Below are 24523 nucleotides of genomic sequence, written 5' to 3' on the forward strand. Positions count from 1 at the left end.
ACAACAACGATAAGATGTTCTTCTCTCTACTCTCCATTCCCATGAGCGGATTGGAGTTTTTTTGATTAGTTAGATGGAAGAAATAAATTCAAAGGGGGTATGTATAACTTTATAAATCATGGAACAATTTCCATCACTGTACCTTGGTTAAAATCTGTCACTTTCATAGAACCATACACCCCTAAATATAGTCTGGTTTGATCCAAATTTGTACCCAAACTAACATAATATGCGGGTTGAGACCCAAAATCATAATCGGTTTCAATAACACTAAAATCATTTAGTTTACCATCTGTTCTTACCCTGGTATAGGCTAAAACCCCTTTAACCGGAGGCCTAGATTCTTCTTTTCGGGCAAAATCGGTAAACACAACGCTTCCCGTTAAATTTGGGATTCCATTACCCATATAGGCTTGCACTCCTGTAAGTGCAGTTCCCCCAAACTTGTCGGGTCTGGGCTCTGTATGAAAATAACTTGTTAAAGGCTGTAGACGCCTCACTGAAGTTTGTACTGCTTCATTGTAGTAAGCAATTATTTTCTCGTCAGAAGTGGAATTCGTAGGACAGGCCCTGACAAACGAAGTAGGAAAAGCACCTTCCCATCCCCGCCAGCCAAAGTTAATAAAACCTTCTTGGTCTGGAGCAGTTTTTCTTAAGGAAGCTTGAATTAGGTGAGTAACAGGTATAGGTTTATAATGTACAAATGAAAAAATCGACTCTACCAAATCCTGTCCGACATTCCCCACATATTTGATATACTGATTACCAAACCTTTGAAATGATATTCCTGGAACATTGCGAACTCCTTTAGCTATTACCGTAAGAGTTTCCTGAATAGGCACTGGCAGCTCGTTAAAGCGTGTGACGACGGGTGGATTATGGATAAACGTATTCTTTACTACATCCATTTCGATTATTTTACCGAATATCTCCATATCATCCTGACTTAAATTAAATGGATCATAGCCTGCTCCACCATCTCCAATAGTTAAAACTAATTTTCCTGTTTCTGGTGAAAAGTTTAAACTATTGACACCATTATGATTAAAAAATGGTCTTCTTAAATTAAGTAATGTCCGTCGTTTTTGAGGTTGACCATTTGATTGGAGAATCCATTCTTCCACTGTATCAATATGATCATACCGTGTATCTCTATTTACCCACCTTAGATTTAAAGTACTGGGATCACAAGGGTTTGGCCTAAAGTGTTCAGAAAGAGCCCCTGGACCTTGTGTTCCAGCTACCGAATAATGAAGATAAAATAGGCCGTTATAATAAAATTGTGGATGAAATGCTAGCCCTAGCAATCCACGTTCATCATATCCGCCAGTTGAAACACCTGGTTCGGAAGTACCTAGTTTTATGATTCGGTGGCGAATGTCTAAAAAAGTCCTTATACCCCCATTTCCTATGTAAAAGATCTCTCCTACCTGGGTTGCAATAAATAATCTTTCAATGGAATCACCTGGAAGTATTGCCGTTTTCAAAACAGTGGGTAAATTGATCTTATTAACAATGGGCCTTAGACTAACATTAACTTTTATCAACTATTTTCTCGCCCCTTCTTATTATTTTCTTTTATAAGAATATGACTAGAACTGTTCTATTAGTATCAAATTGGGGTAGGGTAACTTCCTGATGAAGTAAAACAACCATCCATAAAGGTGAGTCATATACTTAGAAATCATAATGGGAAAATTGTTGGGGGAATTAATGGAACGATATATAGGTACCATTTTACATATTGATTATCTGTAGGTTGATCATTCATTAAGAGGTAAAGTTTATGGTAAAGAAATTATTAAATAATATGGAAAAAACGGCAATATAAAATAATTACAGACTAATTCTATTGTAAAACTCCCAACTTGCTCGTTGAGTAGTATTTTTAAAAAATCTTAATCCAGAAACACATATAAAAACAGGCCCTATTAATAGGGCCTGTGTACATGATTTTATTTAGATTAAGCTTTTTGAACGTTAGCTGCTTGATCCCCACGAGGACCTTTTTCTACGTCAAATGTTACTTTTTGACCTTCGTCTAAAGATTTGTAACCTTCACTTTGGATAGCTGAAAAGTGTACGAATACATCTGTTCCATTTTCACGTTCGATAAAGCCGAAGCCTTTTTCTGAATTAAACCATTTAACTGTACCTTGTTCCATTTTTGTTGCCTCCTAGTGTGTAACCACACAATGTGTTACTATCCTTGCCCACAGTGATCATCAAGACGAAAAGTCGACACTTATACTATCCTTTACACGGAACAAAAATAATTCTATTGTATTATAACATAAAAAAATAAGTTTGCAAATAAATTACTTTTTATTTGCAACGAATTGGTGCTTTAGGTTAGATAGGATAATTAAAGCGCAAATTTTTTTTACTTCTAACGGGGGGCAGGTTAGTGAAAAAGGAAATACCGTGTAGTCTAATCTATGGTGATAATGTTATGATTTTAATTATTGCAGTAGGTTGGTTAATAAATGAGTAAAATGACTAAAACTAATCAAATAGGGTACTCATCTTAGATTAAGGGTAAGTTAACAGGAGAGTCTCTTTTCAGAATAAAAAGAGCACTTTATTTCGTTTAATGTTATAGTTAGGAAGAAAATTTTTAGAGTGAGTAGGTGAACCACATGATTGAGGTAAAAAAATCTCCACTAAGTGATGGAGAATTCAATAGAGGGGTATTTGCTACATGTGATATCAAAAAAGGCGAGCTTATACATGAAGCACCTGTCATCTCATATCCAAACGATCAACATCAATATATTGAACAAACCTTACTAGCTGATTACGCTTTTGAGTATGGGATTAATCATTCGGCAATCCTTCTTGGTTATGGAATGTTGTTTAACCATTCCTATGAACCAAATGCGACTTATGAGATTAATTTTGACAATCACACATTTGACTTTTATGCTTACAAAGATATAAAAGCAGGGGAAGAGATTCTTATCAATTATAATGGGGATGTGGATGACAAAGATCCACTATGGTTTGATCAGGATTAAAATCTGTTTAATTGTGTTCCAGGTTATGCTAAAATGTGAAACCTTGGGTAATGAAGCCTTTTACTCATAACGGAACGGATGCAAAAAAAGCCTCCGTTAACTGAAAGAATATAGAGGTGTAAGAGAATGAATAAACGATGGACAATCGATAAAATTAAAGAATTTGTTGAGAACAATTCGGAAAGTAAGTTGTTAACAACAGAATTTCATGGTTTTTCTCAAAAGTTACTATTTAAATGTGCATGTGGTAGTAATTTTGAAAGAACATTTACGAAATTTAAAAATAATCACCAGCGTAAATGTGACGTGTGCCAACCTCCAAAAGCGTCACGCTAAATATATATCCTCCATTCAATATTGCGTTTGCCTGAATTAAATAAATCATTAAAATTACCTTACTTCTATTGTCTTGTTAGCAGTAAGGTAATTTTTTTGATATAGTGCCACTGCTCTGAGAGATGGGGAGGAAATCAAACTTCATGCTAAAAACTCCCCTATACAAATAGTTCCAATAGAAGAATCATTAGCTGAGCGCAATGATTAGTATGATAATATACGTTTTTTCATTGCTAATATTGAAGCTTGTTTTTATAACAGAAATTTAATTCTCTATTTATAAGTAAAATAAAATATTTTCTTGAGAATATAATGACTTGAAAAGGAGGGCGTAAAATGACAAATAACTTCCCCTCAATGAATTTTGAAATAATAACGGAACGGCTCTATATGAGTATGTGGCAGGAATCAGATGCATCCTGGTATAGGAAACTTGTTGGGGAGCGGGGTGTTGCCAAGCCAACTATTGATGTTGCTCACAAAAAGGTTATCAGTCTTCGCGATAAAGCACTGGAAACTGGTATAAGTTTACTCACGATCCGACGCAAAGAGGAGGGAGATGTAATTGGATATTGCGGGTTAATTATAGGTCGTTCTACTTTAGAAGAGCCGGAAATTGCTTATGAACTGTTCCAAAGAGTCCACGGAAATGGCTATGCAACAGAAGCAGCATCGGCGATAGTAGAAGCTGTGGTTGCCACTGGAAGACAACGTCTGTGGTCTACTGTGCGTTCCTGGAATATTGCTTCCTTTCGAGTTCTTGAAAAAATTGGTTTCATTCGGCACCATAGTATATGGGACGAGAATGGTGAAATTGTTTGGAGCGTGCGTGATCTTTAGATAAATAAGGTTCTTTCGACTGCGAAGATTACATTCTAAAAACTTATTTTTAAATGGGAAAATAGGAAGAAAAATGAATGTTCTTTTTGTTCAAGTTATTAAGCTTACTGGCTGGTTAAAAATGGGCGCTAACTAGCAGGATTCCTGTAATAAATATAATGGTAATAGATTATGTTTGTGAAAAACTATACCTAACTAAAGGGTAGCGTTAATCCAAGAAGGATTAACGCTTTTTTTGTAGAAGTTATTAATCTAACGAAGCAGTTCGGTGGAAAAAGGAATAATAAAAAAAGTAGAATTTATCTTTTATAAGACATATATTTTAAACTTCATGTTCATATGCTCAATTAAGGTTTTAAAAAAAGGTCCGGTTACCCGTGATTCTTAAAGGAGAATTCGTCATGAAGGCTATAATATATGAAAAATATGGAACGACAGATGTACTTAAACTCCAAGAAATAGAAATGCCTTATCCAAAGGTTAATGAGGTACTGGTAAAAGTCCATGCGGTTTCCGTAAATTCATGGGACTGGGATCTCCTAAGAGGTAAACCATTCTTGGCACGTATGGGAGGACTTTTAAAACCAAAATACAAAATACTCGGTGCGGACATATCTGGTAGGGTGGAAGCGGTTGGAAGCAACGTAAAACACCTTGTTCAAGGTGATGAGGTATTTGGAGATATTTCCTGGTGTGGGTGGGGTGGATTTGCGGAATATGTGTGTGTACATGAAGAAGCCTTGTCCTTAAAACCAGTTAGTATGACATTTGATCAAGCGGCGGCCATACCGCAAGCAGCTGTTCTCGCCTTGCAGGGACTACGCAATAAAGGCCAGATTAAGGATGGTCAAACAGTATTAATTAACGGTGCTGGTGGAGGTGTGGGCACATTTGCATTGCAAATCGCTAAATTACATGGTGCCGAAGTAACTTGTATTGACAGCCCCGTAAAGTTGGATATGTTGAAAGAAATGGGGGCAGATCATGTAGTAGATTACACTCGAGAAGATTTCACTAAAAGGGGTAAGTATTATGATCTAATTCTCGATGTTGTAGGAAATCGGTCCATCTTCGATTACAAGCGTGTATTAAATGCAAATGGTACCTATGTTATGGTCGGAGGTACTCTGTCTTTAATCTTACAATTATTGTGTCTGGGACGTTTCATTTCCAAAAAAGAAAATAAGAACTTGGCTATCCTTGTTCATAGACCAAATAAGAATGATCAAGATATTTTAAAAGACCTATTTGTTGCTGGTAAACTAGTGCCTGTTATTGGTAAGCGATATAAGCTAAATCAAGTAAATGAAGCTATCGGGTATCTTGGTAAAGGACATGCCAAGGGAAAAGTAGTTATAAGTGTGGATGATGAGGAATTTGAGAAGAAATTGAATAATTTTTAGTTAATCCAAAGTGAATTAAACACTTTTCTACAAACACTTATTAAACTAATCATTATTAGAGGTGAGAAGATGAATATATTGATAATTGGCGGTACGCGTTTTTTAGGTCCTTATGTGACGAAACAACTAGTGGAATTGGAACATGATGTAACGATTTTTCATCGAGGCCAGACAAATTGTACATTACCAGATTCAGTGAATGAGATAATCGGAGATCGAAAGAACTTGAAAGACCTGAGACAACAAATTGAACATCGTTCCTTCGATGTAGTAGTTGATATGTTCCCATATATAGAACAAGATGCGATTGATGTCATAGAATTCTTTTCAGATGTGACCAAAAGATTCGTCGCTTTAAGCAGTGCTGATGTTTATCAGGCATATGGCAGACTGATAGGCATTGAAAAAGGTGATTTTACGACAGATAACCTGACAGAGGAATCTCCTGTTCGGGCTGTTATTTATCCGTATAGAGGTGTTTCCAAGGAAGATGATTGGCGATATCACTATGATAAAATCCTGGTAGAACAGCAGTTTATGAAGAAAAGTCCTGTACCCTCGACGGTCTTGAGACTGCCTATGATATATGGCCCAAATGACCGTCAATTTCGTTTATCCCAGTATTTAAAGACAATGAAAACTAGCGACGAAATAAACTTACACTCAACGGAAGCAAAGTGGAGAACATCACGCGGATTTGTTGAAAATGTAGCCTATGCCATTACACTTGCAATTGTTAATCCTAAGGCTGCAAATCAAATTTATAATGTAGCTGAGGATTTTGCCTTTACTGAATTAGAATGGGTAAAAACCATTAAGGAGCATTACAAATGGGATGGTCAAATTCTTGTTGAAGATACTGGGGTCGCTTCGGATGGGTTTAATCCAGAACAACATTTGGTAATCAGTTCTAAGAAAATTCGTACTGAGCTTGGATATAAAGAAATTGTTCCTTTTGAAGAAGGAATTCAGCAAACGATCAGCTGGGAATTAGAAAACGCTCCAGAATAATGATATTCTCATCTTAATTTTACATAAACTATTACTTATATTAATAGATCTGGCTGCACCATATGCAGCCGTTTTTTTATGATAATGGAGATGGATTTCTTTATCAATACCTGCTCGTATTGATATACGTTTTATGATATATCTGAATTGCTCTTTACATTTGATAAAGAAGTCTTTCTGTTACAAACATAGCTGTACCATGATCATTTCTACCTTCTATGTATCGTTTAAGCCAAATATTGCAACGAATTATAAAAAAGACTTCTCTTTCCTTTTCTCCTTTTCCTCTAACAATTGCGGAATGATTAAACCAATTGATGTTTTTCTTATTAAGTGCTCTCACCAATCCTACTTAAAAGGGGGCAATGGTTAAGATCAAGCTACTATTTAGGCGACTTTTCTTATTAACTATCGGGCAGGTTAGTTGAACAATCGTCATTAGCTTTTTTTCAATATTCGGGCCATTTAACGGATTAAGGAAAAGTATTATTAGTGGCAAAAAAAGAGGTTTGATTAGAGATTATTTTTGTCCATAAAAAGGATTTAGTATTCTGAAAATCCATTGTAACAAGAACATACGTTTGTTAAAATAAAATAAATGACAAAGGGGGAGTTTGATGTGTAATATAATGCTTCGGAATGTGATTGAGGATGATCTTCCTATTTTTTTCAGACATCAACTGAATCATGAAGCGAACCATATGGCTGCCTTTACGAGCAAAGACCCCAGTGATTGGGATGGCTTCACTACACACTGGAAAAAAATTCTTACTGATAAGGAAATTATTAAGAAGACGATTATTGTCGAAAAGAATGTGGTTGGGCATATTTCATGTTTCGAGCAGTTCGGAGAACCAGAAGTTAGCTATTGGATTGGAAAGGAATATTGGGGAAAAGGAATCGCAACAAAAGCTTTACGGGAATTTCTAAAGCACATTACAATTCGTCCCCTTTATGCTCGTGCCGCGAAAGACAATGCTGGATCTCTTAAGGTTCTAGCGAAATGTGGATTCATGATTACTGGTGAGGACAGTGGGCTTTCTAATGCACGTGGCAAAGATGTGGAGGAGTTTATTCTTACCCTCAATTAAAGAAATCTAAAAATATGGTGTGTATTACGTTATAGGGCGCAATTCTGCAGCAAGAATTGTGCTCTTTCTTTATGTTAAGGCTTATTGAGCTAAAGGGGCAGGATCGCATAATAAAAATTGAATTTATATGGTGAAAATTTATCAGTGAAGGGGTGAAAGTGGTTTTTTTAATGGGCTGTAGTTAGAGTAGCTAATGCAGTTGTATGGACTTTAGACACAAAATGAATTAGTTGTTAAATAATCTTAAATAAATAATAATAAAAAGGCACAAATTCAAGAAACTCTGAAGGTTACCTGTATACTAGAAGCTCATTCATTATTTGACGTCTATTGCTAGTGTATTGTCGTTTTATGCTAGTTACAGGACCGGATTATATAAGTAAAATGAAATAACTGTCCCGTTAGCAAACTTATCTGTTTTATTTTCTAAAAAAACGTTAATGTGCTGATAGATGAGAGGTGTAATATATGACTGCACATACTCGTATTAAAATACCGGATGGATTTTGGGCAGGACTGTACCAACTTGGAGTTACGGCTCAAGATGTGGTTAGGAAATCGAAATTGCCACTTACGGTAATCACTGAATCTGTTGTTACTACTGAGCAATATTTCGCAATATGGCAAACATATTCCGATCTTATCGGTGATATGGAAGCGGCGATAATTAAGCTTCAGACAGTATTTAAAACATCTCATTATCCACCGTCTGTACTGGCAGCTTACCATGCTCGTGACTACCGGGATGCTCTAAATAGAATGGCTCGGTACAAAGAAATGTGTCCTCCTGAAAATATTCGCATTGTGGAGGAAGGTGGAAGTTGTACCATCGAAGTGGAATGGTCGGATACTGATCAACCTGGTCCACCGTTGCTTGTTGGAACTACGCTTGCATTTTTACTGGAGCTTGGGAGACGTGGTACGGGTTTGCCTTTAAAAGCGAGCTTAGTAGAATTTAAACATACCATGAATCAAGTACAAGAAATGGAAGATTACTTTGGTTGTCCTATCCAAATTGGTGCAAAATGTAACAGATTGACATTGCATAGAGAAGATTTGGATCGCCCATTTGTTTCTTACAATGCTGAATTACTGGACATATTAACTCCCGTACTCGACCAAACGTTGGACGAACAGAAACGTCGTCACTCTATAACGGAGATAGTTAAGTGGATACTAAAACGCAGTTTAACAGGAGATCTAGTAGAAATACAAAATGTAGCAAGTGAGTTGGGAATGAGCGAACGTACCCTACAGCGCCGGCTAAATGACGAACAAACAAGCTTCAAACAGCTGTTGAAAGATGCCCGCCATGAACTGGCAAGAGATTACTTGTCAAATCCTTATTTAGATATTAAAGAAGTTGCTTTTCTTGTAGGATATAAAGATCAGAGCTCGTTCTATCGAGCCTTTCGTGGTTGGGAAGGTATTACCCCGTTGAATTGGCGTGCTGAATATGTAAATATAAATTCAAAAAATTGAAACCGTCTTAAATGATGAAACGTAAAGGAGAAGTAATAGGATGGAAATGGGATTAAAAAATAAAACAGCCTTAGTAACAGGCTCCACAAAAGGAATAGGTAAAGCAATTGCTATAGAACTGGCAAAAGAAGGAGTTAATGTCATTATAAATGGACGTAATGATGGAGAGGTAGAACGAACGGTAAAGGAAATCAAATCAACTTTCCCAGCAACTTCTCCCCAGAATGCTACAGCTGATATCGTTGATGCCCAACAAAGAGAAGCATTATTTAAAAAATTCCCCAGTGTCGATATTTTAGTGAACAACATAGGAATATATGAAATTATGCAATATGAAGATATTACCGATGAAATATGGGAGAAATACTTCCGTACTAACGTATTAGCTGCAAATGGATTATCCAAATATTATTTAACGAAAATGTTGGGAAATAATGATGGCCGCATTATCTTTATTGCAAGTGAAGAAGCAGTAATGCCTTCTGGACAGATGCCTCAGTATTGTATGACAAAATCCATGCTTTTATCATTGTCAAAAAGCTTATCTAAATTAACAAAAGGAACCGAAGTTACAATCAATACGATTATGCCTGGACCTACGCTTTCAGAAAATGTACAACAAATTATTGAGGGTATTTACAATAATGATAACATTTCTTTTTCAGAAAAAGAAAGACAATTTATGATTAATAATCTACCTCAATCTGAAATTCAGCGATTTATTAAACCTCTGGAAATAGGCAGACTAGCTGCATTCTTATGCAGTCCATATGCATCTGCATTTAAGGGATCTCCAATCCGTATGGATGGAGGAATGGTTCCAACCATTTATTAAAATTAATATTTGCTACTATATATTTTAGTATATTTGCATGTCTCATGGCATGTATGGTTATTTTCAGGCATAGGGAAAATATCCAAAGGCTGCTTTCGGGAACAGAAAGTAAACTAAATTTTTTAATTAATTCGCGACTTTGAGCATGTAATGCATTTAAACTAAAGAAAATAAGAGTTTAACATTGGGGCTGTCATCGCAGGCAGCTTTTTCTTTTTGTACAAAACGGGGCAGTTAGTACATTAACTAGTTTCACATTTAACTAGGACATACCTTTGAAAATGTTGAATAAAGTATAAATAAGAGGTATTCGATATGGAGTTGATTTCTATGGATGAATGGAAAAAGGTTGTACTTAGATCGACTGAGGTCATTGCATTCTTATCAATCGGTTTACTTTGCACGGTATATATTTTAAGACCTGTTTACGAGAATAATGGAATTCAATTTACTGGAAATGTATGGGTGGATTGGTTTGGAGTTTCTTATATATTATTCGTCTTATTCTCATTGATAGTTGGTTTGTGTATATCTAAGGAAAGTATTTATAAACAGAGACTTACATCGATAATATTTTGGTTTATTTTTATTGGTTCAAATTATGTAGTCTTTATCCCTTTTCTAAAAGAGGAAAATCTATTCTAAGCTAAAAATAAGGAAGAAAAAATATTATTATTTTCTCAACAAAAAGATGCGTTGATCCAAGAGGGATTAACGCTTTTTTGTTGAAGTTCTTATTGGACAAAAGGGGGAGGTTACTTAAAGATGAATGGTACGCAGTAAAATTAATATACGAATTTTTAATAACAGGAGAACCTGACCCAGCAAAGATTGATCAAGATTACAATACAGATAAACAATATGAGGAAAACATTATTATAGTTAAAGCAAACTCTTTTGAGCATGCATTTTCAATAGCTGAAATGAGGGCAAAAGAAAAAGAATGATTATATAAGCAAAAATCAAACCATTTATTTTCCCACCCCCCTTCCTGCATTTAACCTCCTATATTTAACCACTTTGCAAATGTTTATAAAAATAAAGAGACTTACAGAATGTAACATGAAAATAGCATACTCTCATTATGGTATCTCTATAATTGATGTAACCTTTTCCTGAAATTATACGTCTAAAATAGAAGTATTTTCACGATAAAAGGGTGGGATGAAGCAGCTTTATGATTCCATCTAAAATTAGGTAAGTCCCATTGACGTTACAAGTGTTTTAATGGATGTCGATCACATTTTATCTTATTACATATGGGAGGAATTTTATTTGAAGAAACATATTATGATTTTAATGTTTTTCTTAATTGGTAGTTTACTTATTGGTTGTAGTACAAAATCGAATACCGTTATTAAAAAAGAGGTATCGGAGAAAAAGGTATTGATTAATGAGATACCGAAGAAAGAGGATAAAATTGTCATTACAGCACAAAAAGGTACACCTGAATGGACTTTTGAAAACTTGGTGAAAGCAGTTGAGGAAAAAAATCAGTCTGATTTTATGAAATTTCAAAATAAAAACAACGAAGTGTTTTTTAAGGAACAACAAAGATGGATCGAAGAGGTCATTTACAAAAAAGATCACGGTTTTAAAATTTCCATTTCTTTCTACGGTTTTCAACAAGAAAGTGATTCCAAGGGAACAGTTGTATTCTCCGTACAAATGGACGATCAAACAAAAGGCAGTAAAACGAATGCCGTTACATATGAATGTATCAAAGAGGGGAATGTTTGGCTGCTCAATGATGTACCGTTTAAAAAATTATCAGATGATTCTAATGGTATTACTGTTTTTTATACAGAAGATCAAAGGGAAGCTGCCAAGACAATGATGACTGATGCAAAAGATATTGTTGCTTTTTATTCTGAGAATTTTCATTGGAAACCAAATCCGATTTCGATAAAGATTTATTCCTCCGATGAGGAGGCATCGGCTACAGTGCCCTATATACAGCTTTCAGGATGGAATGAAACGGGAGAATCATTAAAAATTTCAACCGAGCAACAGCCTATTTCCTCTGTTTTTTCCATATTAGCACATGAACTTACGCACAAGATGTTAAGTGATCTTTCAAATGATAATGCTTCTTTGTATATTCAAGAGGGATTTGCTACTTATTTAGAAAATAGAGTACAACGGGATAAGGCCGGAGCAATTCATTTCAATCAAAGGATAGTCGATGAAAAAGCAAAAAAAGCGATTGAAGTATCAAAAAGTATATTATCAATCGAGGAACTTGGAAAAATTGACCCTTTAGATCCAGAAACCTCGTTTCCTTTATATCGTGATGGGTCTCTCATTTCAAATTATCTTGTCTTAACCTATGGAATAGACAAATATTTAGAGATGTTAAACTACCTTTCAACATTTGATTATATTGATAAAAGGGCTGAACATAAGTTAGCTATACTGGATAAAAGAACTGTGGAAGCACTAGAAAAGGTATATGGGTCAACAAAGGAGCTTTCGGCAGCCTATAAGGATTTTTATTTAAAATAAAGTAATAACGGAGATTGTGTAGCTTTGTACTTAAACTATCAGGTGCATTAGTTCAAACTTAAAAGCAGATTTTGGAGCAACACTTGATAAGAAGAATCAATTTGCTCTTTATCCATGATATTATAAAGCTATGATTTCAGTTGCAAGGAGAGTAATATATGAAAAATATTATCGAAACATTCGAAGGATCAAAGCATTTTCGACTGAAACAAGTGGCCGATGGGGTATTTGCAGCAATCTCCATTCCTGGTACCGGCTCTGTAGGAAATGCAGCAATCATCGACTTAGGTGATTCAACTATTGTGGTGGATACCTTCACGACTATACACGCTGCAGAAGATTTAAAGGCCGCGGCAATGTATCTGACGGGAAACCCAGCTTCCTATGTAATCAACACGCATTGGCACAGTGACCATACAAGCGGAAATCAAGTGTTTGCTTCTGAAGCACAGATAATTTCTACTTCTGCCACACGTGAAATTATGGATACATTTGGGAGGAACAGGTTGGCCCAGCAATTGTCAAACCCGAAACCGATTTTTCAGGCTATCGACGAAATAGAGACGAAAATTCAAAATGAGACGGATGAAAATTTAAAAAGAGACATGCAATGGGAGAATGCTAGTGATCGTGAGTATATGAAAATACTACCTGAATTGGTTTATACGCTACCAAACATTACCTTTGATCATCACATGAAAATTCATGGTAGTGACCGAACAGTGCAACTTATTACGTATGGAGGCGGTCACACGCAAAGTGATGCATTTGTGTACCTCCCTGAACAAAAAATTGCCATCATGGGGGATTTAGTGCTATCGAAGCATCATCCTGTATTGAACAATGCAAATCCACATGAATGGTTGAATATTTTAGAGCAAGTCGAACTACTTAATATAGAAACTATAATTCCGGGACATGGGGAAGTCTGCTCCATGAAAGAACTTTATGAGGTAAAAGATTACATAAAGAATATCGTGGTATTGGTGGAGGAAACGGTTCAAAGTAATAGAAATATTAATGATATTTCCATACCAAATGCGTATCAAGATTGGTATTTTTCTACCTATTTCAAGTCGAATTTGCAAAAAGTTTATGATGTGACAATTAAATCAACGGATTAAGGAATATGTTTTTTTAAATTCCTAAAAAAGATGAGCTTTTCTTACTTGAGGTAATGGCCAGGTTAGTTGAAGAAAGAAATAAATACCTCTCCTGGAGCGGCTATAATGAAAAATAAATAATATCACTTGATATGGATTCTTAAGGTATGTCTGACAGAGATATTTCATTCTCTGTCTTTTTTTTGTCTAAAAAACTGCTAAGTCGGAAGTCTGAAATAAAAATAAATCTCTAGCACAATTATAAAGGTTTTGAAAATAAGGTAATCTAGTATCATCAGTGAATACCCTACGGGGGTACCACAATATTTTGCGGTAACCCCCAAAAAGAGTGCGGTTTTTAATGTGATCAAACTAAGTACAATAGGAATCAGTGGGGAGTCAATAACAAATAATTACATTTTTAATTAGAAAATGGAGGAAGGAATATAAAATGAAAAAGTTAGTATTACGTATAGCTGTTTATGTATTGATTTTGCTCGTGTTTGTGGGAGGGATCGAGTTCTATGGTTTTAAACGTCATCAAAAAGATTTTTACTTTAACGTCCGTCATGAGCCTGTTCCTTCACTACAAGGGGCGGTAGTACCTCAGTATGATCCTTATAAGCCCACCGTGGCAGTTATGATGGCGGATTCATCCATAACAACGGAAGATTTCGATTTTCTCATTCCATATACATTGTTTTCTATGACGGATGCCTACAATGTATATGCAGTTGCACCTGACAAAAACATTAAGACCTTATCAGGAGGTTTGGATGTAATCCCACATTACTCTTATAAAGAATTAGATCAATTATTAGGTAAAAGTCCCGATATTGTCGTGGTCCCTTACATGCCAAGCATTAAGGAGAAAAAATATCAACCAACTCGCGAATGGATTCAGAAGCACTCTAATAGCAAAACTACCTTTTTAAGTATTTGTGGCGGTTCAGTGAATCTAGCTGATGCAGGCTTATTAAAAGGCAAATCAGCCACTTCCCATTGGCAGAACATACCTTTATTTAAGAAGCAATATCCTAATACAAATTGGAAAGAGAATGTGAGGTATGTTCAGGAAGGTAACATATTAACCACTGCTGGTCAAAGTGCAGGTATCGACGGTGTGCTCCATCTGATAGCTCAGCAGTTAGGAGAACCTATGGCAGCAAAAATTTCGAAGGAAATCCACTATCCTTCGTATTACTTTGTTCAAAATCCAAAAGTGGATCAACCTTTTAAAACCGATATAAAATTTGCAACATATTGGCTAAATATTGGATTCCATTGGAATAAGAAACAAATGGGGGTACTTCTGTATAAGGATATGGATGAAATGGCTTTATCTTCTATATTTGATTCTTATGGAGACACCGGAACGACACAAGTCTTAACCGTTTCTAGTTCAGATGCACCAATTACAACGAAGCATCATCTTAATATACTGGCTAGACATCCAATATTGAATGTTCCAAAACTAGACAAAATGATTATACCCGGTGGCGACGCAAAATCCCTAGCTGCAGCCGATATAAAACTTTGGGATAAAAAGGATAATGCAAAAGAAACACTTTTGATTCATAGTGATTCACCAAACAGATATGTATTCGAAGCACCTTTGGAAGACTTAGCAAAACAAGAGGACCTTTTAACTGCAAAGCATGCTGCCAAACGATTTGAATATCGCGCGAATGGTATCCATCTTGAGGGCAAAACATTTCCTCTGGAAACTTACGGCTATTTACTGCTAACTGGTTTACTAGCTTTGTTAGTAGCTTTCTATATTGACAGGCGATTCATTATGAAGAAATCCATTTTCAAATCGTATAAACAAGCCAGTTGATTACTGCCGCCTTCGGGCGGTTTTTGATTCTTAGCGTTTTATCATTATAGTAAATGAACAAAAAAGTGATAACGGATATTTAGTCAACATAGCGATCCTACCGGGAGCAACCAAAAGAATGAGTGCGTTTTAACAAGCTAAAAGTGGTTTTCCTAGTTTACAAGAAAGATATAGTTTAAGTAACGGGTGCGTTGCTCTAAGAAGGAATAACGCTATTTTTGTGGAAGTATTAAGATAACGTGACTTGGCTATTTGAAGTAAAGGGATAATTTTCATGTGCGAGAGGAAGAAGAGAGAATGTTATTCATTATTGGAGTAGTATTAGGGGTTGTTATTTCATTTCTTGGCTCACTTCTTATAAGCTTAATACCATATATACCATTGGTTCCAGTATTTTTAGCTTCCGTCATCCCTTCTATTTTCGTTTTTGTAATCGTAGCATTTCGTACTAAGCCGGATGCAACAAAATTTACATATTGGCTAAAAGGCTTCATTTCTCTTTTTGTAATTAGCTTCTTTGCCTTTGCGATAAAGAACTATTTTGAAGCAAAAGCTGTTGCGAATAATCCAGGAAGCAGTCTAAACTGGGATGCAGTTATCCTTTTTAATATTTTATACTCATTGGGTGCAGCTTTGCTGATTTCACCAATCAGTTATCTTGCTATAAAATGGATTGCCCAATTTAAAAAGCAAAATATAGGAATCTAAATATGTTTTAAAAGTGTCAGCTAAAGGGTACGTTTCCACAAAAGATGAAGATGTATTTTTTATTCAAGTAACTGGCAGGTTACGTTACTAATAGTTGCTTAAGGTTAAAATAAAAAAGCTTAGCTGAATATCTCTAAGCTTTATTTATACAAATATTTTTGGAAATTAGCTCTCGGTTTGATTGATTTGTATCATAATCTTGGTGACATAATGTTCCTTATGATTCATTACAACGGTATCATAAATATACTCTTCAAAGACATAATCACCTAATTCTAAATTTAAACGTTCCATCTCGGAGAAAATTCGCTGATATGTTTTATGTATTGTTTTCTCATCCCCAATATGATATCCACTGAGAAACTTACCTTTTACACTTTTAAAGTAAGGATATCCTTCCTTTGGATTTGGTTGCTCAATGTATAAATAGCTATAATTAGTGAATTCTCCCTTTAGTATTTGCTCCCGTTTCGTTATTACCCCTATTGGGTAACCAGTATCAAGTTGTAGTACATCCAATTCATTAATAAAATCTGAAATGACCTCTACAAATTCCTCTGCAGTTATATTTTCAATGTTTCTACTTATATAAAGTGATGCTTCAGGGAATTGTTCAAGCGTAATTTGATTGAAGTCCAGATCTAGTGCTTCTTCCATTAAAGCTATTTTTGTGTCGATGATTTTTTCCTTCGCTTCGATCTCCTGACGTTTTTTTACTATCTCTTCTTTTTTTTGATACATGATGGACAAAAAACTTTCAGGCGATTTATTTTGCGTATATTGTTGAATATCGTTTAGCGACATATCAAGTTCCTTTAATAAATCAATCACAGAAAATAGCTCCAATTGGCGAATGGAATAAAAACGGTAACCTTTTTCGTTTTTATATTCCGGAGAAAAAAGCCCAATTTGATCATAATAAAAGAGGGTCTGTTTGTTTACTTTGCAAAGCTTCGCGAATTCCCCTGTCGTTAAATATTTTCCCTTTTTTTTATTCATTTTTACCGTTCCTCCTTGACTATATAGTTACTATATATAATACGATGGGAATTGTAAAAAATAAAAACAATCAAGTTAGTATGCGACTGCGGTAATTAGTTTGTTAAGGAGTATGTAAAAGATGAAAACGTACAAAGTCACCTTAGGATTATTATTAATGAATTTATTTATAGCCTTTTTGGGGATTGGTCTTGTCATTCCAGTCTTACCTACTTTAATGAATGAGTTAGGCATTACTGGAACTACAATTGGCTATTTAACAGCAACATTTGCAATAGCTCAATTGATCGTTTCACCATTTGCAGGGAAAGCAACAGATAAATTGGGTAGAAAAATCATGATTGTAATGGGTTTATTTATTTTCGGCATCTCCGAATTTTTATTTGGAATCGGCAGAGAAATCGAAATGCTATTTTTTTCACGTGCATTGGGGGGAATTAGTGCTGCGTTCATTATGCCCGCTGTTACAGCTTTCATTGCCGATATTACCAATTTAGATACTCGCCCGAAAGCACTCGGGTATATGTCAGCTGCAATTAGTACAGGATTTATCGTTGGTCCAGGTATTGGTGGGTTTTTGGCGGAATTTGGAACACGGATACCATTCTTCGCAGCAGGAGCACTTGGTTCCATTGCAGCTGTACTCTCCATTGTTTTATTGTCGGAGCCTAGTCGTAATGAAGATAATAATGAACAAGTCTCAGATGGTAAGGCTGGAGTGAGACGGATAATTGCTCCGAAATATTTCATCGCGTTTTTGTTAATTTTTATTGCCTCATTTGGTTTGGCAGCTTTTGAATCGTTCTTTAGTCTATTTGTGGACCATAAATTTCAATTTAAACCGTCGGATATAGCAATCGTTATTACAGGCGGTGCGATATTTGGTGCTGTTTCACAAGTCTTACTATTTGATAGACTTACACGAATTTGGGGAGAAATTAAACTGATTCGATACAGCTTAATATTATCTGCCTTGCTAGTCTTCTTAATGACTGTTGTTCATTCTTATTTCACTATTTTGCTTGTTACATTTATTGTTTTTGTAGGATTTGATATATTTCGGCCGGCAGTTACTTCATACCTTTCCAATATCGCTGGGAACCAACAAGGTTTTGTTGGTGGAATGAACTCCATGTTTACTAGCTTAGCGAACATTAGTGGACCGATTCTTGGCGGGATATTATTTGATTTAGATATTAATTATCCCTACTACTTTGCGACTATAATACTATCTCTGGGAATAGTTATTACATTGTTCTGGAAGAAGCCAGCAAATGATTCTTTAAATAAAGTGAAAGCTAATGTAGAAAATTAATGAAGTAAGCAAAGCAAGCATCGAATTCTAGAATTTGATGCTTTTTTTTATTTATAATGATATGTTTGATCACCAACAGGATCCAACCATTCCGATGTACCCGCCTTTATTGCAATATGTTCAAACAAGTAGCACCATTCAAGTATTTTACTCTATCTGAGTAACAATATCATCGCCTGTTTTTAAGGATTGTGCAGGGTTTCCTTCTTCTTGACCAACCTTCGCCACCAGTTACTAAATAAGTTTGGAGCCATCACAATGAATATGTCCGTTATTTCTGCATCCCGGTTCATAAGGTCACATTCCCAACACCAACACTCACTTTAGGGTCAGTAAATAATGTTTGAAGATAACTTTTTCCCACAAAGATTGCACATTTAATTATTATGAAAGTATGGTGTAGCGAAAACGGTCATCGAGTTCAAGAAAGATGTGAATATAACAGATGGAAAAAATCCGGGATTTTATGAAGATGTGATTATTCCTTTTTTGGGGGCGGCAGTAGTTTGAATCGTAGAATCTTTGCTCATCAATGAATTACCTGAACCGGCTGAAGTTATTGCGAAGCAAGCGGGGATGTTGTTAGATAGGAATATATGAAATCAGATGCATATTTTTTTTATATATGCCAAATAAGTTTGTGTAGAATTTTGTACTTAAACAAAACAAATGGCTGAGTTAATCGAAGAAGGAATTTGTTTTTATTTAATGAATATATAATGTAAGCGAAAAATTACAGAAGGGATCGAGTGATTATGATGATAAAAGGATTCGGGGGAATATTTTGGAGGACTAAAAATCTAGATGCTATAAAAAAATGGTACAGTGAAGTGCTGAAGATTGAAATAGAAAATTGGAATGGCACTATTATTAAACCTCAACCAGGAAATCAAACTATCTTTTCTTTCTTTACAGAAGATAGCAACTATTTTCCAAAAGAACAGCAAGTAATGTTAAATTTCCAAGTTTATAATCTAGACGAGACTATTAAGCATCTTGAACAAATTGGTGTACCTCTCGAAAAGGAAAAAGTGACTAGTGAATTTGGTGATTTTATTTGGATTAAAGATCCTGAAGATAGACTGATTGAACTATGGGAGAAATAACAGGTTGTAATTATTCAAATTTGTTAAACAAACTGGTGCCTATGTTAAAGATGGGATGGCTGCGGCGATCCCGTATTCTTATTGAACTAAAGAGGCGTGATTAGTTGAATATAGGTGAAGATCTTTAATGTCGCTTTTGACCCATTATCCGCATCAAACTTGGTCATAGAACTGATGAAATTAAATTTAAAAAAGAAGCTTTTTAAGACTCCTTTGTTTTAGTTCGTTTGTATTTTACTATGTCGTAAATTGCTCTAAGTGAAAACACGAGTATAGACAAAGCTTTAAGCCAAACATATCCATTAGAAAAGCGAATTAGTGCAGTAACAATAATAACATAGCATACTAGGCTGACAATTAAATTTGCAAATTTAGATTTGAATAACATTAATACCATCACCTTTTGCGTATTTACTAGAGTTTTACGTTCCGAAAATAAAAAAGTTTCATTTGAGGTAAATTTAACAGAAATGCAAAGAAAGTAATGTCGCTTTACGAAGATTATATGCAATAAAGAAAACTGTACTATGTTAAACTATAGGGGCATTTAGTTCAATATGTCAGGATTAATAATAAATCTATTTTTTAATTATGTATACTAGATTAGATACAGCAATAAACGTAAAAGGTGGGGATGATCCTAAACAAACAATCAAGGATTTATTAGATATTTATTCTGAACTTCCATGCAGTAGAAATTAAAACCGTATAGTACTTTAACGAAACAAGGGGTTGCAGTTGCAATTCCTTTTTCTTGTTCCATCAAAGACATGAATAGTTGAATAAATATATCGATAAGTGAAACTTATTAAATGTCATAAAATAAAAGCAATTAACTTATGGGGTGAATTCAGTTAGCATAGAATTTAATAAATAACAGGGGGGATATGATTGAAGACACAAATAAGTTTTAGAATGGCTACTGAAGAAGATTTAGACAGTATTGTTGCAATGCTTGCTGATGATGTTTTGGGAAGTAAACGGGAGCGTTATGAGCATCCACTTCCTAATAGTTACATAAAAGCATTTGAGGCTATTACAACTGACCCTAATAACGAATTAATAGTGGCTTGTGATGGTAATGAAGTGATTGGGGTGCAACAAATTACTTTTACACCTTATATAACACATCAAGGTGGATGGAGAGCTACTATCGAAGGAGTGAGAACATCTGCTTCAGTAAGAGGAAAGGGTGTGGGAACGGAACTTATAAAATGGGCAATTCAACGTGCAGAAGCTCGAGGCTGTCATTTAGTACAATTGACAACTGACAAAAAGAGACCAGATGCGTTAAGATTTTATGAACGATTAGGTTTTAAAGCAACGCATGAAGGTTTAAAGCTGAAGCTTTAAAAACTATCGGAGTATCAACGACATGCAGATGCACTTTTTTACTAATGCTCAGTATTCTTATTAGTTGTATTGGTTTTATATAAGGATAGGATAATCAGCGAGTCTTTCGATTTATGGAGTGTAGGGTTAAGTTTAAAAATATTTTTTTCAAAGTGTCGATTTTTAAGAAACCGGTTCGTTGTATTTATAAAGAGGTTCATTTTTGCCTCTAAAAAAAGGAGGAAATGATTATGTTGTTTATGTTGATTGTCAAAGCCTCGAAGAATTCGGAAGGTGGAAATCTCCCGAACCCAGAGCTCATGGAAGCCATGGATAAGTACAATGAGGAATTAGTTAAGGCAGGAGTGCGGGTTATGGCTAAAGGACTCCATCCAAGTTCAAATGGGATTCGCATTTCTTTTCCGAAACCAGGGGAAAAGCCAGTGGTTATGGATGGCCCATTTACGGAAACGAAAGAATTGATTGCTGGGTTCATTCTGATTGATGTGAAGTCGAGAGAAGAAGCCATCGAGTGGGCAATGCGGATGCCGGACCCGCAAGGATATGGGGAAGGTCAGATTGAATTGCGTCAAGTATTTTAAGCATCGGAGCTGACCGGGTTCCGGAAATATTGTTAAAGATTTTGTTTCTTTTCTTATTCCACTAACGACGGGCGTTAATCGAAAAAGGATTAACGCTATTTTTGTTTACTATTATTAAGCTACCGAAGCAAAATAGTGAATATTAGTGAAAAACATTACTGTCGTTGTGGACCCATGTTGGGAAACAAAAAAAGCCTATAATTAAATGTTTAATTAGAATTATTGTTATTGATTGGAATGATGATCGTTTCTTTTCCTTTCTATGTAAATCCAGATATAATAAATTAGCCATGCTATTAACATGATAAAAAATGAATAGCTCTTATATATGAAAGGCAAGTATAGATAACTAAATATTGTAAGTATTAATCCGGGAACTAGTATAAAAAGATATTGTTTTTTGTGCTGCAATTTAAATTCCCCTTTAGTAGTTTTTTAATTCTACGAATGAAGGGATAAAAAGTTCCGAATTTTCATGTCAATTATTGAAGAAGTTGATGGAATGGAAGGAACTATTTTCGAAAAAACTTGTTAAAAGATAAATTTAGTGAAAAAAGGACAATTTCCGGTAAGTTAAAACATGGATGTGATGAAATGGGGAGGAAGTGAAAAGAATTTCAAGAGAAAAAAATAGGATGCCGCAGCATCCTATTTTTCATTTTTACACCTATTTATTTAAAAATCTGCATTTCCAGGTGTACGAGGGAATGGTATTACATCGCGGATGTTCTTCATTCCGGTTAAATACATAACAAGTCGTTCAAACCCAATTCCATAGCCTGAATGCTTTGTACCACCGTATTTTCTAAGCTCGAGATACCACCAGTAATCTTCTTCCGCCATACCAAGTTCTTTAATTCTATTTGCAAGGACCTCTTCTCTTTCCTCACGCTGGCTACCCCCGATTAATTCGCCAATACCGGGAACTAATAGGTCAGTGGCAGCTACTGTCTTACCGTCCTCATTTGCTCTCATATAAAATGCTTTAATCTCTTTCGGATAGTCGGTTACGAAGACAGGACGCTTGTATATTTCCTCGCTAAGATAACGTTCATGTTCCGTTTGCAAATCCGTACCCCATTCAACAGGGTAGTCAAATTCCTTACCGGAGTTCTTTAATAATTCAACCGCTTCGGTATAAGTAACTCTTCCAAAATCGGATTCTAATGCATTCTTCAATCTTTCCATAAGTGTTTTATCGATAAAGCTATTAAAGAAGGCCATTTCTTCTGGTGCATGTTCAAAAACATAATGAATGACATACTTGACCATTTCTTCTCCGAGGTCCATGATATCCGGTAATTCTGCAAAGGCAACCTCCGGCTCGATCATCCAGAATTCTGCGGCATGTCGTGCCGTATTAGAATTTTCTGCTCTAAAAGTCGGACCAAAGGTATACACATTACGGAAGGCAAGAGCAAAGGTTTCCGCATTTAATTGACCACTAACGGTTAAGTTGGTTTCTTTGCCAAAGAAATCTGCACTGTCATCCACCTTTCCGTCTGTTTTTGGAAGTTGGTTCAAATCCATTGATGTCACACGGAACATTTCCCCAGCGCCTTCTGTATCGCTTCCCGTAATAATCGGGGTATGTACATATACAAATCCTTTTTCTTGAAAGAATTTATGAATGGCATAAGATGCAAGCGATCTTACTCTGAAAACGGCTGAGAAAGTATTGGCTCTCGGACGTAAATGAGCGATCGTTCTTAAATATTCAAGGGAATGTCTCTTCTTTTGTAAAGGATAATCAGTATCTGATAATCCTTCCACAACTATTTTTGTCGCTTTAATTTCAAAAGGCTGTTTCATTTCCGGAGTTGGAACAAATTCGCCTTCTACTAAAACAGAAGAACTAATAGGCAACTTCGTAATTTCCTTGAAGTTTTCAAGGGTATCCTCAAAAACTACTTGAACACTTTTAAAGAATGTTCCATCGTTTAACTCCATAAACCCAATGGTTTTGGAATCGCGAAGAGTACGGATCCAACCTGAAATTTGAACAGTTTGATCATTAAAATTTTCTTGATTTCTGTATAGATCTTTTACTACAGTCTTTATCATAATTAGCCTCCTTATGGTAATTTTTCACAATAAAAAAAGCCTTCTATCCCCAAAAAAAGGGACGAAAGGCTAACTTCCGCGGTACCACCCAATTTGTCATTATATGACCAACTTTAAAGCTATATTGCTTACTCCAGTCCATAACGTGCTGGTAACGTCTAAGCCTACTTAAGATATCCCTTTCGGTTAGAACTCAGGAGGTGTTCTTCATTCCTGCTTCATCACCAGGCTTCCACCATCCCCGGCTCGCTATCGAATATAGCAAAAACTACTTTCCTCTTCATCGATTTAAAAATATGTAATTGTTAAATGAATTTATATTGTAATAATTTATCATAAAACATAATCCTTTGTCTAGTTACCCTTAAAGATTTAGATATACGTTGCGATTTTTCTGGTGATAAAATAGTCTCTTTTGGAAAAAGAATAATAAAAAAAGCAGTCAGGGAAAGGTTCCTTAACTGCTTGTATTATTCTTTTATTTTGAGTGAATTTCCTTTATACGTCCGATCTGTCCATTTGTTAGCCTGACTTTGATGCCGTGGGGATGAGTGCCCGATTTGGTGAGGACATCTTTCACGATGCCCCTTGTAAGCTTCCCCGTTTTTTGATCGGATTTTAAAACAATATCAACTTCCAAGCCTGGTAATACGTCTTTCCGATTTTGTCCGTTCATTAGACACCCATTTTTCTACGGGTATTGCTTGGTTTCTTCGTTTGCTGGCTTTTCATTTTTTTGGTTGAAAGGTTGGCATTCGCTTTTCCCTTACCAGCAGAAGTTTGATTCTTTTTGTTTTCAAGCTGCTGCATCATTGCCTCTTTCAGGCTGATTTTCTTTTTTGGTGCTTCTGATTGATTATTCTCAGTCAAAGGAAATTCCTCCTCTTTGTATAGGATAGTAAGTCCAGTATAATCTATATTCGCTTATTTGTGA

General features: G+C 35.5%; 25 protein-coding genes and 1 other annotated feature. Of the genes, 18 read left to right on the forward strand and 7 right to left on the reverse strand.

From position 1 onward, the window contains the following. Positions 1–116 precede the first annotated feature (116 nt). Both KHA87_RS00350 and KHA87_RS00355 read right to left on the reverse strand, forming a co-directional pair. The gene (locus KHA87_RS00350) at positions 117–1547 is read right to left on the reverse strand and encodes a PQQ-dependent sugar dehydrogenase (RefSeq protein ID WP_213092151.1); all 1431 of its coding nucleotides are present in this window, start codon (positions 1545–1547) and stop codon (positions 117–119) included. Positions 1548–1964: 417 nt separating this feature from the next. Beyond that, a complete protein-coding gene (locus tag KHA87_RS00355; RefSeq protein ID WP_213092152.1) occupies positions 1965–2165 on the reverse strand; it encodes a cold-shock protein in 201 nt (66 codons plus the stop codon). Positions 2166–2639: 474 nt separating this feature from the next. Between KHA87_RS00355 and KHA87_RS00360 the strand changes: the two genes are divergently transcribed. The 5 genes from KHA87_RS00360 to KHA87_RS00375 all read left to right on the forward strand — a co-directional run bounded on the left by KHA87_RS00360 (position 2640) and on the right by KHA87_RS00375 (position 6607). Continuing rightward, positions 2640–3017 carry an SET domain-containing protein gene (locus tag KHA87_RS00360; protein ID WP_213092153.1) on the forward strand — a complete coding sequence of 126 codons (378 nt, stop codon included), beginning with the start codon at positions 2640–2642 and terminating at the stop codon, positions 3015–3017. A 126-nt stretch (positions 3018–3143) separates the two neighbouring features. After that, positions 3144–3353, forward strand: a complete 210-nt coding sequence (locus KHA87_RS22075; RefSeq protein ID WP_249310027.1) for a hypothetical protein — start codon at positions 3144–3146, stop codon at positions 3351–3353. Between the two features lie 336 nt (positions 3354–3689). Further along, positions 3690–4193, forward strand: coding sequence for a GNAT family N-acetyltransferase (locus KHA87_RS00365; protein WP_213092154.1), 504 nt, complete (start codon positions 3690–3692; stop codon positions 4191–4193). 401 nt (positions 4194–4594) lie between these two features. Continuing rightward, positions 4595–5596, forward strand: coding sequence for an NAD(P)-dependent alcohol dehydrogenase (locus tag KHA87_RS00370; RefSeq protein WP_213092155.1), 1002 nt, complete (start codon positions 4595–4597; stop codon positions 5594–5596). Between the two features lie 69 nt (positions 5597–5665). Next, positions 5666–6607, forward strand: a complete 942-nt coding sequence (locus KHA87_RS00375; protein ID WP_213092156.1) for an NAD-dependent epimerase/dehydratase family protein — start codon at positions 5666–5668, stop codon at positions 6605–6607. A gap of 154 nt (positions 6608–6761) precedes the next feature. Here the strand turns inward: KHA87_RS00375 and KHA87_RS00380 are convergent, their stop codons facing one another. Beyond that, the gene (locus KHA87_RS00380; protein ID WP_213092157.1) at positions 6762–6950 is read right to left on the reverse strand and encodes a hypothetical protein; all 189 of its coding nucleotides are present in this window, start codon (positions 6948–6950) and stop codon (positions 6762–6764) included. 274 nt (positions 6951–7224) lie between these two features. On the opposite strand from KHA87_RS00380, the gene KHA87_RS00385 reads away from it, so the two are divergent. The 9 genes from KHA87_RS00385 (at position 7225) to KHA87_RS00425 (ending at position 16171) form a co-directional block, all read left to right on the forward strand. Beyond that, entirely contained in the window at positions 7225–7698 is a 474-nt protein-coding gene (locus tag KHA87_RS00385; protein ID WP_213092158.1) for a GNAT family N-acetyltransferase, read from the forward strand. A 468-nt stretch (positions 7699–8166) separates the two neighbouring features. After that, complete coding sequence (locus KHA87_RS00390; RefSeq protein WP_213092159.1) at positions 8167–9180, forward strand: helix-turn-helix domain-containing protein; 1014 nt, start codon at positions 8167–8169, stop codon at positions 9178–9180. Between the two features lie 40 nt (positions 9181–9220). Beyond that, complete coding sequence (locus KHA87_RS00395) at positions 9221–10015, forward strand: SDR family NAD(P)-dependent oxidoreductase (protein WP_213092160.1); 795 nt, start codon at positions 9221–9223, stop codon at positions 10013–10015. 315 nt (positions 10016–10330) lie between these two features. Then, complete coding sequence (locus KHA87_RS00400) at positions 10331–10660, forward strand: hypothetical protein (RefSeq protein ID WP_249310028.1); 330 nt, start codon at positions 10331–10333, stop codon at positions 10658–10660. Positions 10661–10737: 77 nt separating this feature from the next. Further along, the gene (locus tag KHA87_RS00405) at positions 10738–10962 is read left to right on the forward strand and encodes a DUF4288 domain-containing protein (RefSeq protein ID WP_213092161.1); all 225 of its coding nucleotides are present in this window, start codon (positions 10738–10740) and stop codon (positions 10960–10962) included. 328 nt (positions 10963–11290) lie between these two features. After that, positions 11291–12520 carry a gluzincin family metallopeptidase gene (locus KHA87_RS00410; RefSeq protein ID WP_213092162.1) on the forward strand — a complete coding sequence of 410 codons (1230 nt, stop codon included), beginning with the start codon at positions 11291–11293 and terminating at the stop codon, positions 12518–12520. Between the two features lie 158 nt (positions 12521–12678). Next, positions 12679–13644: an MBL fold metallo-hydrolase gene (locus KHA87_RS00415; RefSeq protein ID WP_213092163.1), complete on the forward strand. Its 966-nt coding sequence runs from the start codon at positions 12679–12681 to the stop codon at positions 13642–13644. Positions 13645–14074: 430 nt separating this feature from the next. Continuing rightward, complete coding sequence (locus tag KHA87_RS00420) at positions 14075–15463, forward strand: DJ-1/PfpI family protein (protein WP_213092164.1); 1389 nt, start codon at positions 14075–14077, stop codon at positions 15461–15463. A 297-nt stretch (positions 15464–15760) separates the two neighbouring features. Further along, positions 15761–16171 (forward strand): hypothetical protein, encoded by a 411-nt coding sequence (locus tag KHA87_RS00425; RefSeq protein ID WP_213092165.1) that lies wholly within the window; start codon positions 15761–15763, stop codon positions 16169–16171. A gap of 165 nt (positions 16172–16336) precedes the next feature. On the opposite strand, the gene KHA87_RS00430 is transcribed toward KHA87_RS00425, so the two are convergent. After that, positions 16337–17170: a MerR family transcriptional regulator gene (locus tag KHA87_RS00430; RefSeq protein ID WP_213092166.1), complete on the reverse strand. Its 834-nt coding sequence runs from the start codon at positions 17168–17170 to the stop codon at positions 16337–16339. Positions 17171–17291: 121 nt separating this feature from the next. On the opposite strand from KHA87_RS00430, the gene norA reads away from it, so the two are divergent. The 4 genes from norA to KHA87_RS00450 all read left to right on the forward strand — a co-directional run bounded on the left by norA (position 17292) and on the right by KHA87_RS00450 (position 21525). Continuing rightward, complete coding sequence (gene norA, locus KHA87_RS00435; RefSeq protein WP_213092167.1) at positions 17292–18485, forward strand: multidrug efflux MFS transporter NorA; 1194 nt, start codon at positions 17292–17294, stop codon at positions 18483–18485. Positions 18486–19243: 758 nt separating this feature from the next. After that, complete coding sequence (locus KHA87_RS00440; RefSeq protein ID WP_213094183.1) at positions 19244–19591, forward strand: VOC family protein; 348 nt, start codon at positions 19244–19246, stop codon at positions 19589–19591. 915 nt (positions 19592–20506) lie between these two features. Further along, complete coding sequence (locus tag KHA87_RS00445) at positions 20507–20944, forward strand: N-acetyltransferase family protein (RefSeq protein WP_481748346.1); 438 nt, start codon at positions 20507–20509, stop codon at positions 20942–20944. A 230-nt stretch (positions 20945–21174) separates the two neighbouring features. Beyond that, entirely contained in the window at positions 21175–21525 is a 351-nt protein-coding gene (locus tag KHA87_RS00450) for a YciI family protein (protein WP_213092169.1), read from the forward strand. 675 nt (positions 21526–22200) lie between these two features. Here KHA87_RS00450 and asnS read toward each other — a convergent pair. From asnS to KHA87_RS00465, 3 genes are all read right to left on the reverse strand, one after another. Further along, the gene (gene asnS, locus KHA87_RS00455; protein WP_213092170.1) at positions 22201–23589 is read right to left on the reverse strand and encodes an asparagine--tRNA ligase; all 1389 of its coding nucleotides are present in this window, start codon (positions 23587–23589) and stop codon (positions 22201–22203) included. Positions 23590–23643: 54 nt separating this feature from the next. Further along, positions 23644–23882: a binding site (T-box leader), on the reverse strand. A gap of 185 nt (positions 23883–24067) precedes the next feature. Next, the gene (locus KHA87_RS00460) at positions 24068–24265 is read right to left on the reverse strand and encodes a YwbE family protein (protein WP_213092171.1); all 198 of its coding nucleotides are present in this window, start codon (positions 24263–24265) and stop codon (positions 24068–24070) included. Next, positions 24265–24459, reverse strand: coding sequence for a hypothetical protein (locus KHA87_RS00465; RefSeq protein ID WP_213092172.1), 195 nt, complete (start codon positions 24457–24459; stop codon positions 24265–24267). The genes KHA87_RS00460 and KHA87_RS00465 overlap by 1 nt, the downstream gene beginning before the upstream one ends. Between the last annotated feature and the right edge of the window lie 64 nt (positions 24460–24523).

Source organism: Bacillus sp. FJAT-49736 (assembly GCF_018343615.1).
GTDB lineage: Bacteria > Bacillota > Bacilli > Bacillales > Bacillaceae_C > Margalitia.

What these genes read in the sequence shown, in the direction of transcription:
- KHA87_RS00355 (WP_213092152.1), bottom strand. Translation starts at nt 2,165, where the DNA reads ATGGAACAAGGTACAGTTAAATGGTTTAATTCAGAAAAAGGCTTCGGC.
- KHA87_RS00360 (WP_213092153.1), top strand. Translation starts at nt 2,640, where the DNA reads ATGATTGAGGTAAAAAAATCTCCACTAAGTGATGGAGAATTCAATAGA.
- KHA87_RS22075 (WP_249310027.1), top strand. Translation starts at nt 3,144, where the DNA reads ATGAATAAACGATGGACAATCGATAAAATTAAAGAATTTGTTGAGAAC.
- KHA87_RS00365 (WP_213092154.1), top strand. Translation starts at nt 3,690, where the DNA reads ATGACAAATAACTTCCCCTCAATGAATTTTGAAATAATAACGGAACGG.
- KHA87_RS00370 (WP_213092155.1), top strand. Translation starts at nt 4,595, where the DNA reads ATGAAGGCTATAATATATGAAAAATATGGAACGACAGATGTACTTAAA.
- KHA87_RS00375 (WP_213092156.1), top strand. Translation starts at nt 5,666, where the DNA reads ATGAATATATTGATAATTGGCGGTACGCGTTTTTTAGGTCCTTATGTG.
- KHA87_RS00385 (WP_213092158.1), top strand. Translation starts at nt 7,225, where the DNA reads ATGTGTAATATAATGCTTCGGAATGTGATTGAGGATGATCTTCCTATT.
- KHA87_RS00390 (WP_213092159.1), top strand. Translation starts at nt 8,167, where the DNA reads ATGACTGCACATACTCGTATTAAAATACCGGATGGATTTTGGGCAGGA.
- KHA87_RS00395 (WP_213092160.1), top strand. Translation starts at nt 9,221, where the DNA reads ATGGAAATGGGATTAAAAAATAAAACAGCCTTAGTAACAGGCTCCACA.
- KHA87_RS00400 (WP_249310028.1), top strand. Translation starts at nt 10,331, where the DNA reads ATGGAGTTGATTTCTATGGATGAATGGAAAAAGGTTGTACTTAGATCG.
- KHA87_RS00415 (WP_213092163.1), top strand. Translation starts at nt 12,679, where the DNA reads ATGAAAAATATTATCGAAACATTCGAAGGATCAAAGCATTTTCGACTG.
- KHA87_RS00420 (WP_213092164.1), top strand. Translation starts at nt 14,075, where the DNA reads ATGAAAAAGTTAGTATTACGTATAGCTGTTTATGTATTGATTTTGCTC.
- KHA87_RS00425 (WP_213092165.1), top strand. Translation starts at nt 15,761, where the DNA reads ATGTTATTCATTATTGGAGTAGTATTAGGGGTTGTTATTTCATTTCTT.
- KHA87_RS00430 (WP_213092166.1), bottom strand. Translation starts at nt 17,170, where the DNA reads ATGAATAAAAAAAAGGGAAAATATTTAACGACAGGGGAATTCGCGAAG.
- norA (WP_213092167.1), top strand. Translation starts at nt 17,292, where the DNA reads ATGAAAACGTACAAAGTCACCTTAGGATTATTATTAATGAATTTATTT.
- KHA87_RS00440 (WP_213094183.1), top strand. Translation starts at nt 19,244, where the DNA reads ATGATAAAAGGATTCGGGGGAATATTTTGGAGGACTAAAAATCTAGAT.
- KHA87_RS00445 (WP_481748346.1), top strand. Translation starts at nt 20,507, where the DNA reads ATGGCTACTGAAGAAGATTTAGACAGTATTGTTGCAATGCTTGCTGAT.
- KHA87_RS00450 (WP_213092169.1), top strand. Translation starts at nt 21,175, where the DNA reads ATGTTGTTTATGTTGATTGTCAAAGCCTCGAAGAATTCGGAAGGTGGA.
- asnS (WP_213092170.1), bottom strand. Translation starts at nt 23,589, where the DNA reads ATGATAAAGACTGTAGTAAAAGATCTATACAGAAATCAAGAAAATTTT.
- KHA87_RS00460 (WP_213092171.1), bottom strand. Translation starts at nt 24,265, where the DNA reads ATGAACGGACAAAATCGGAAAGACGTATTACCAGGCTTGGAAGTTGAT.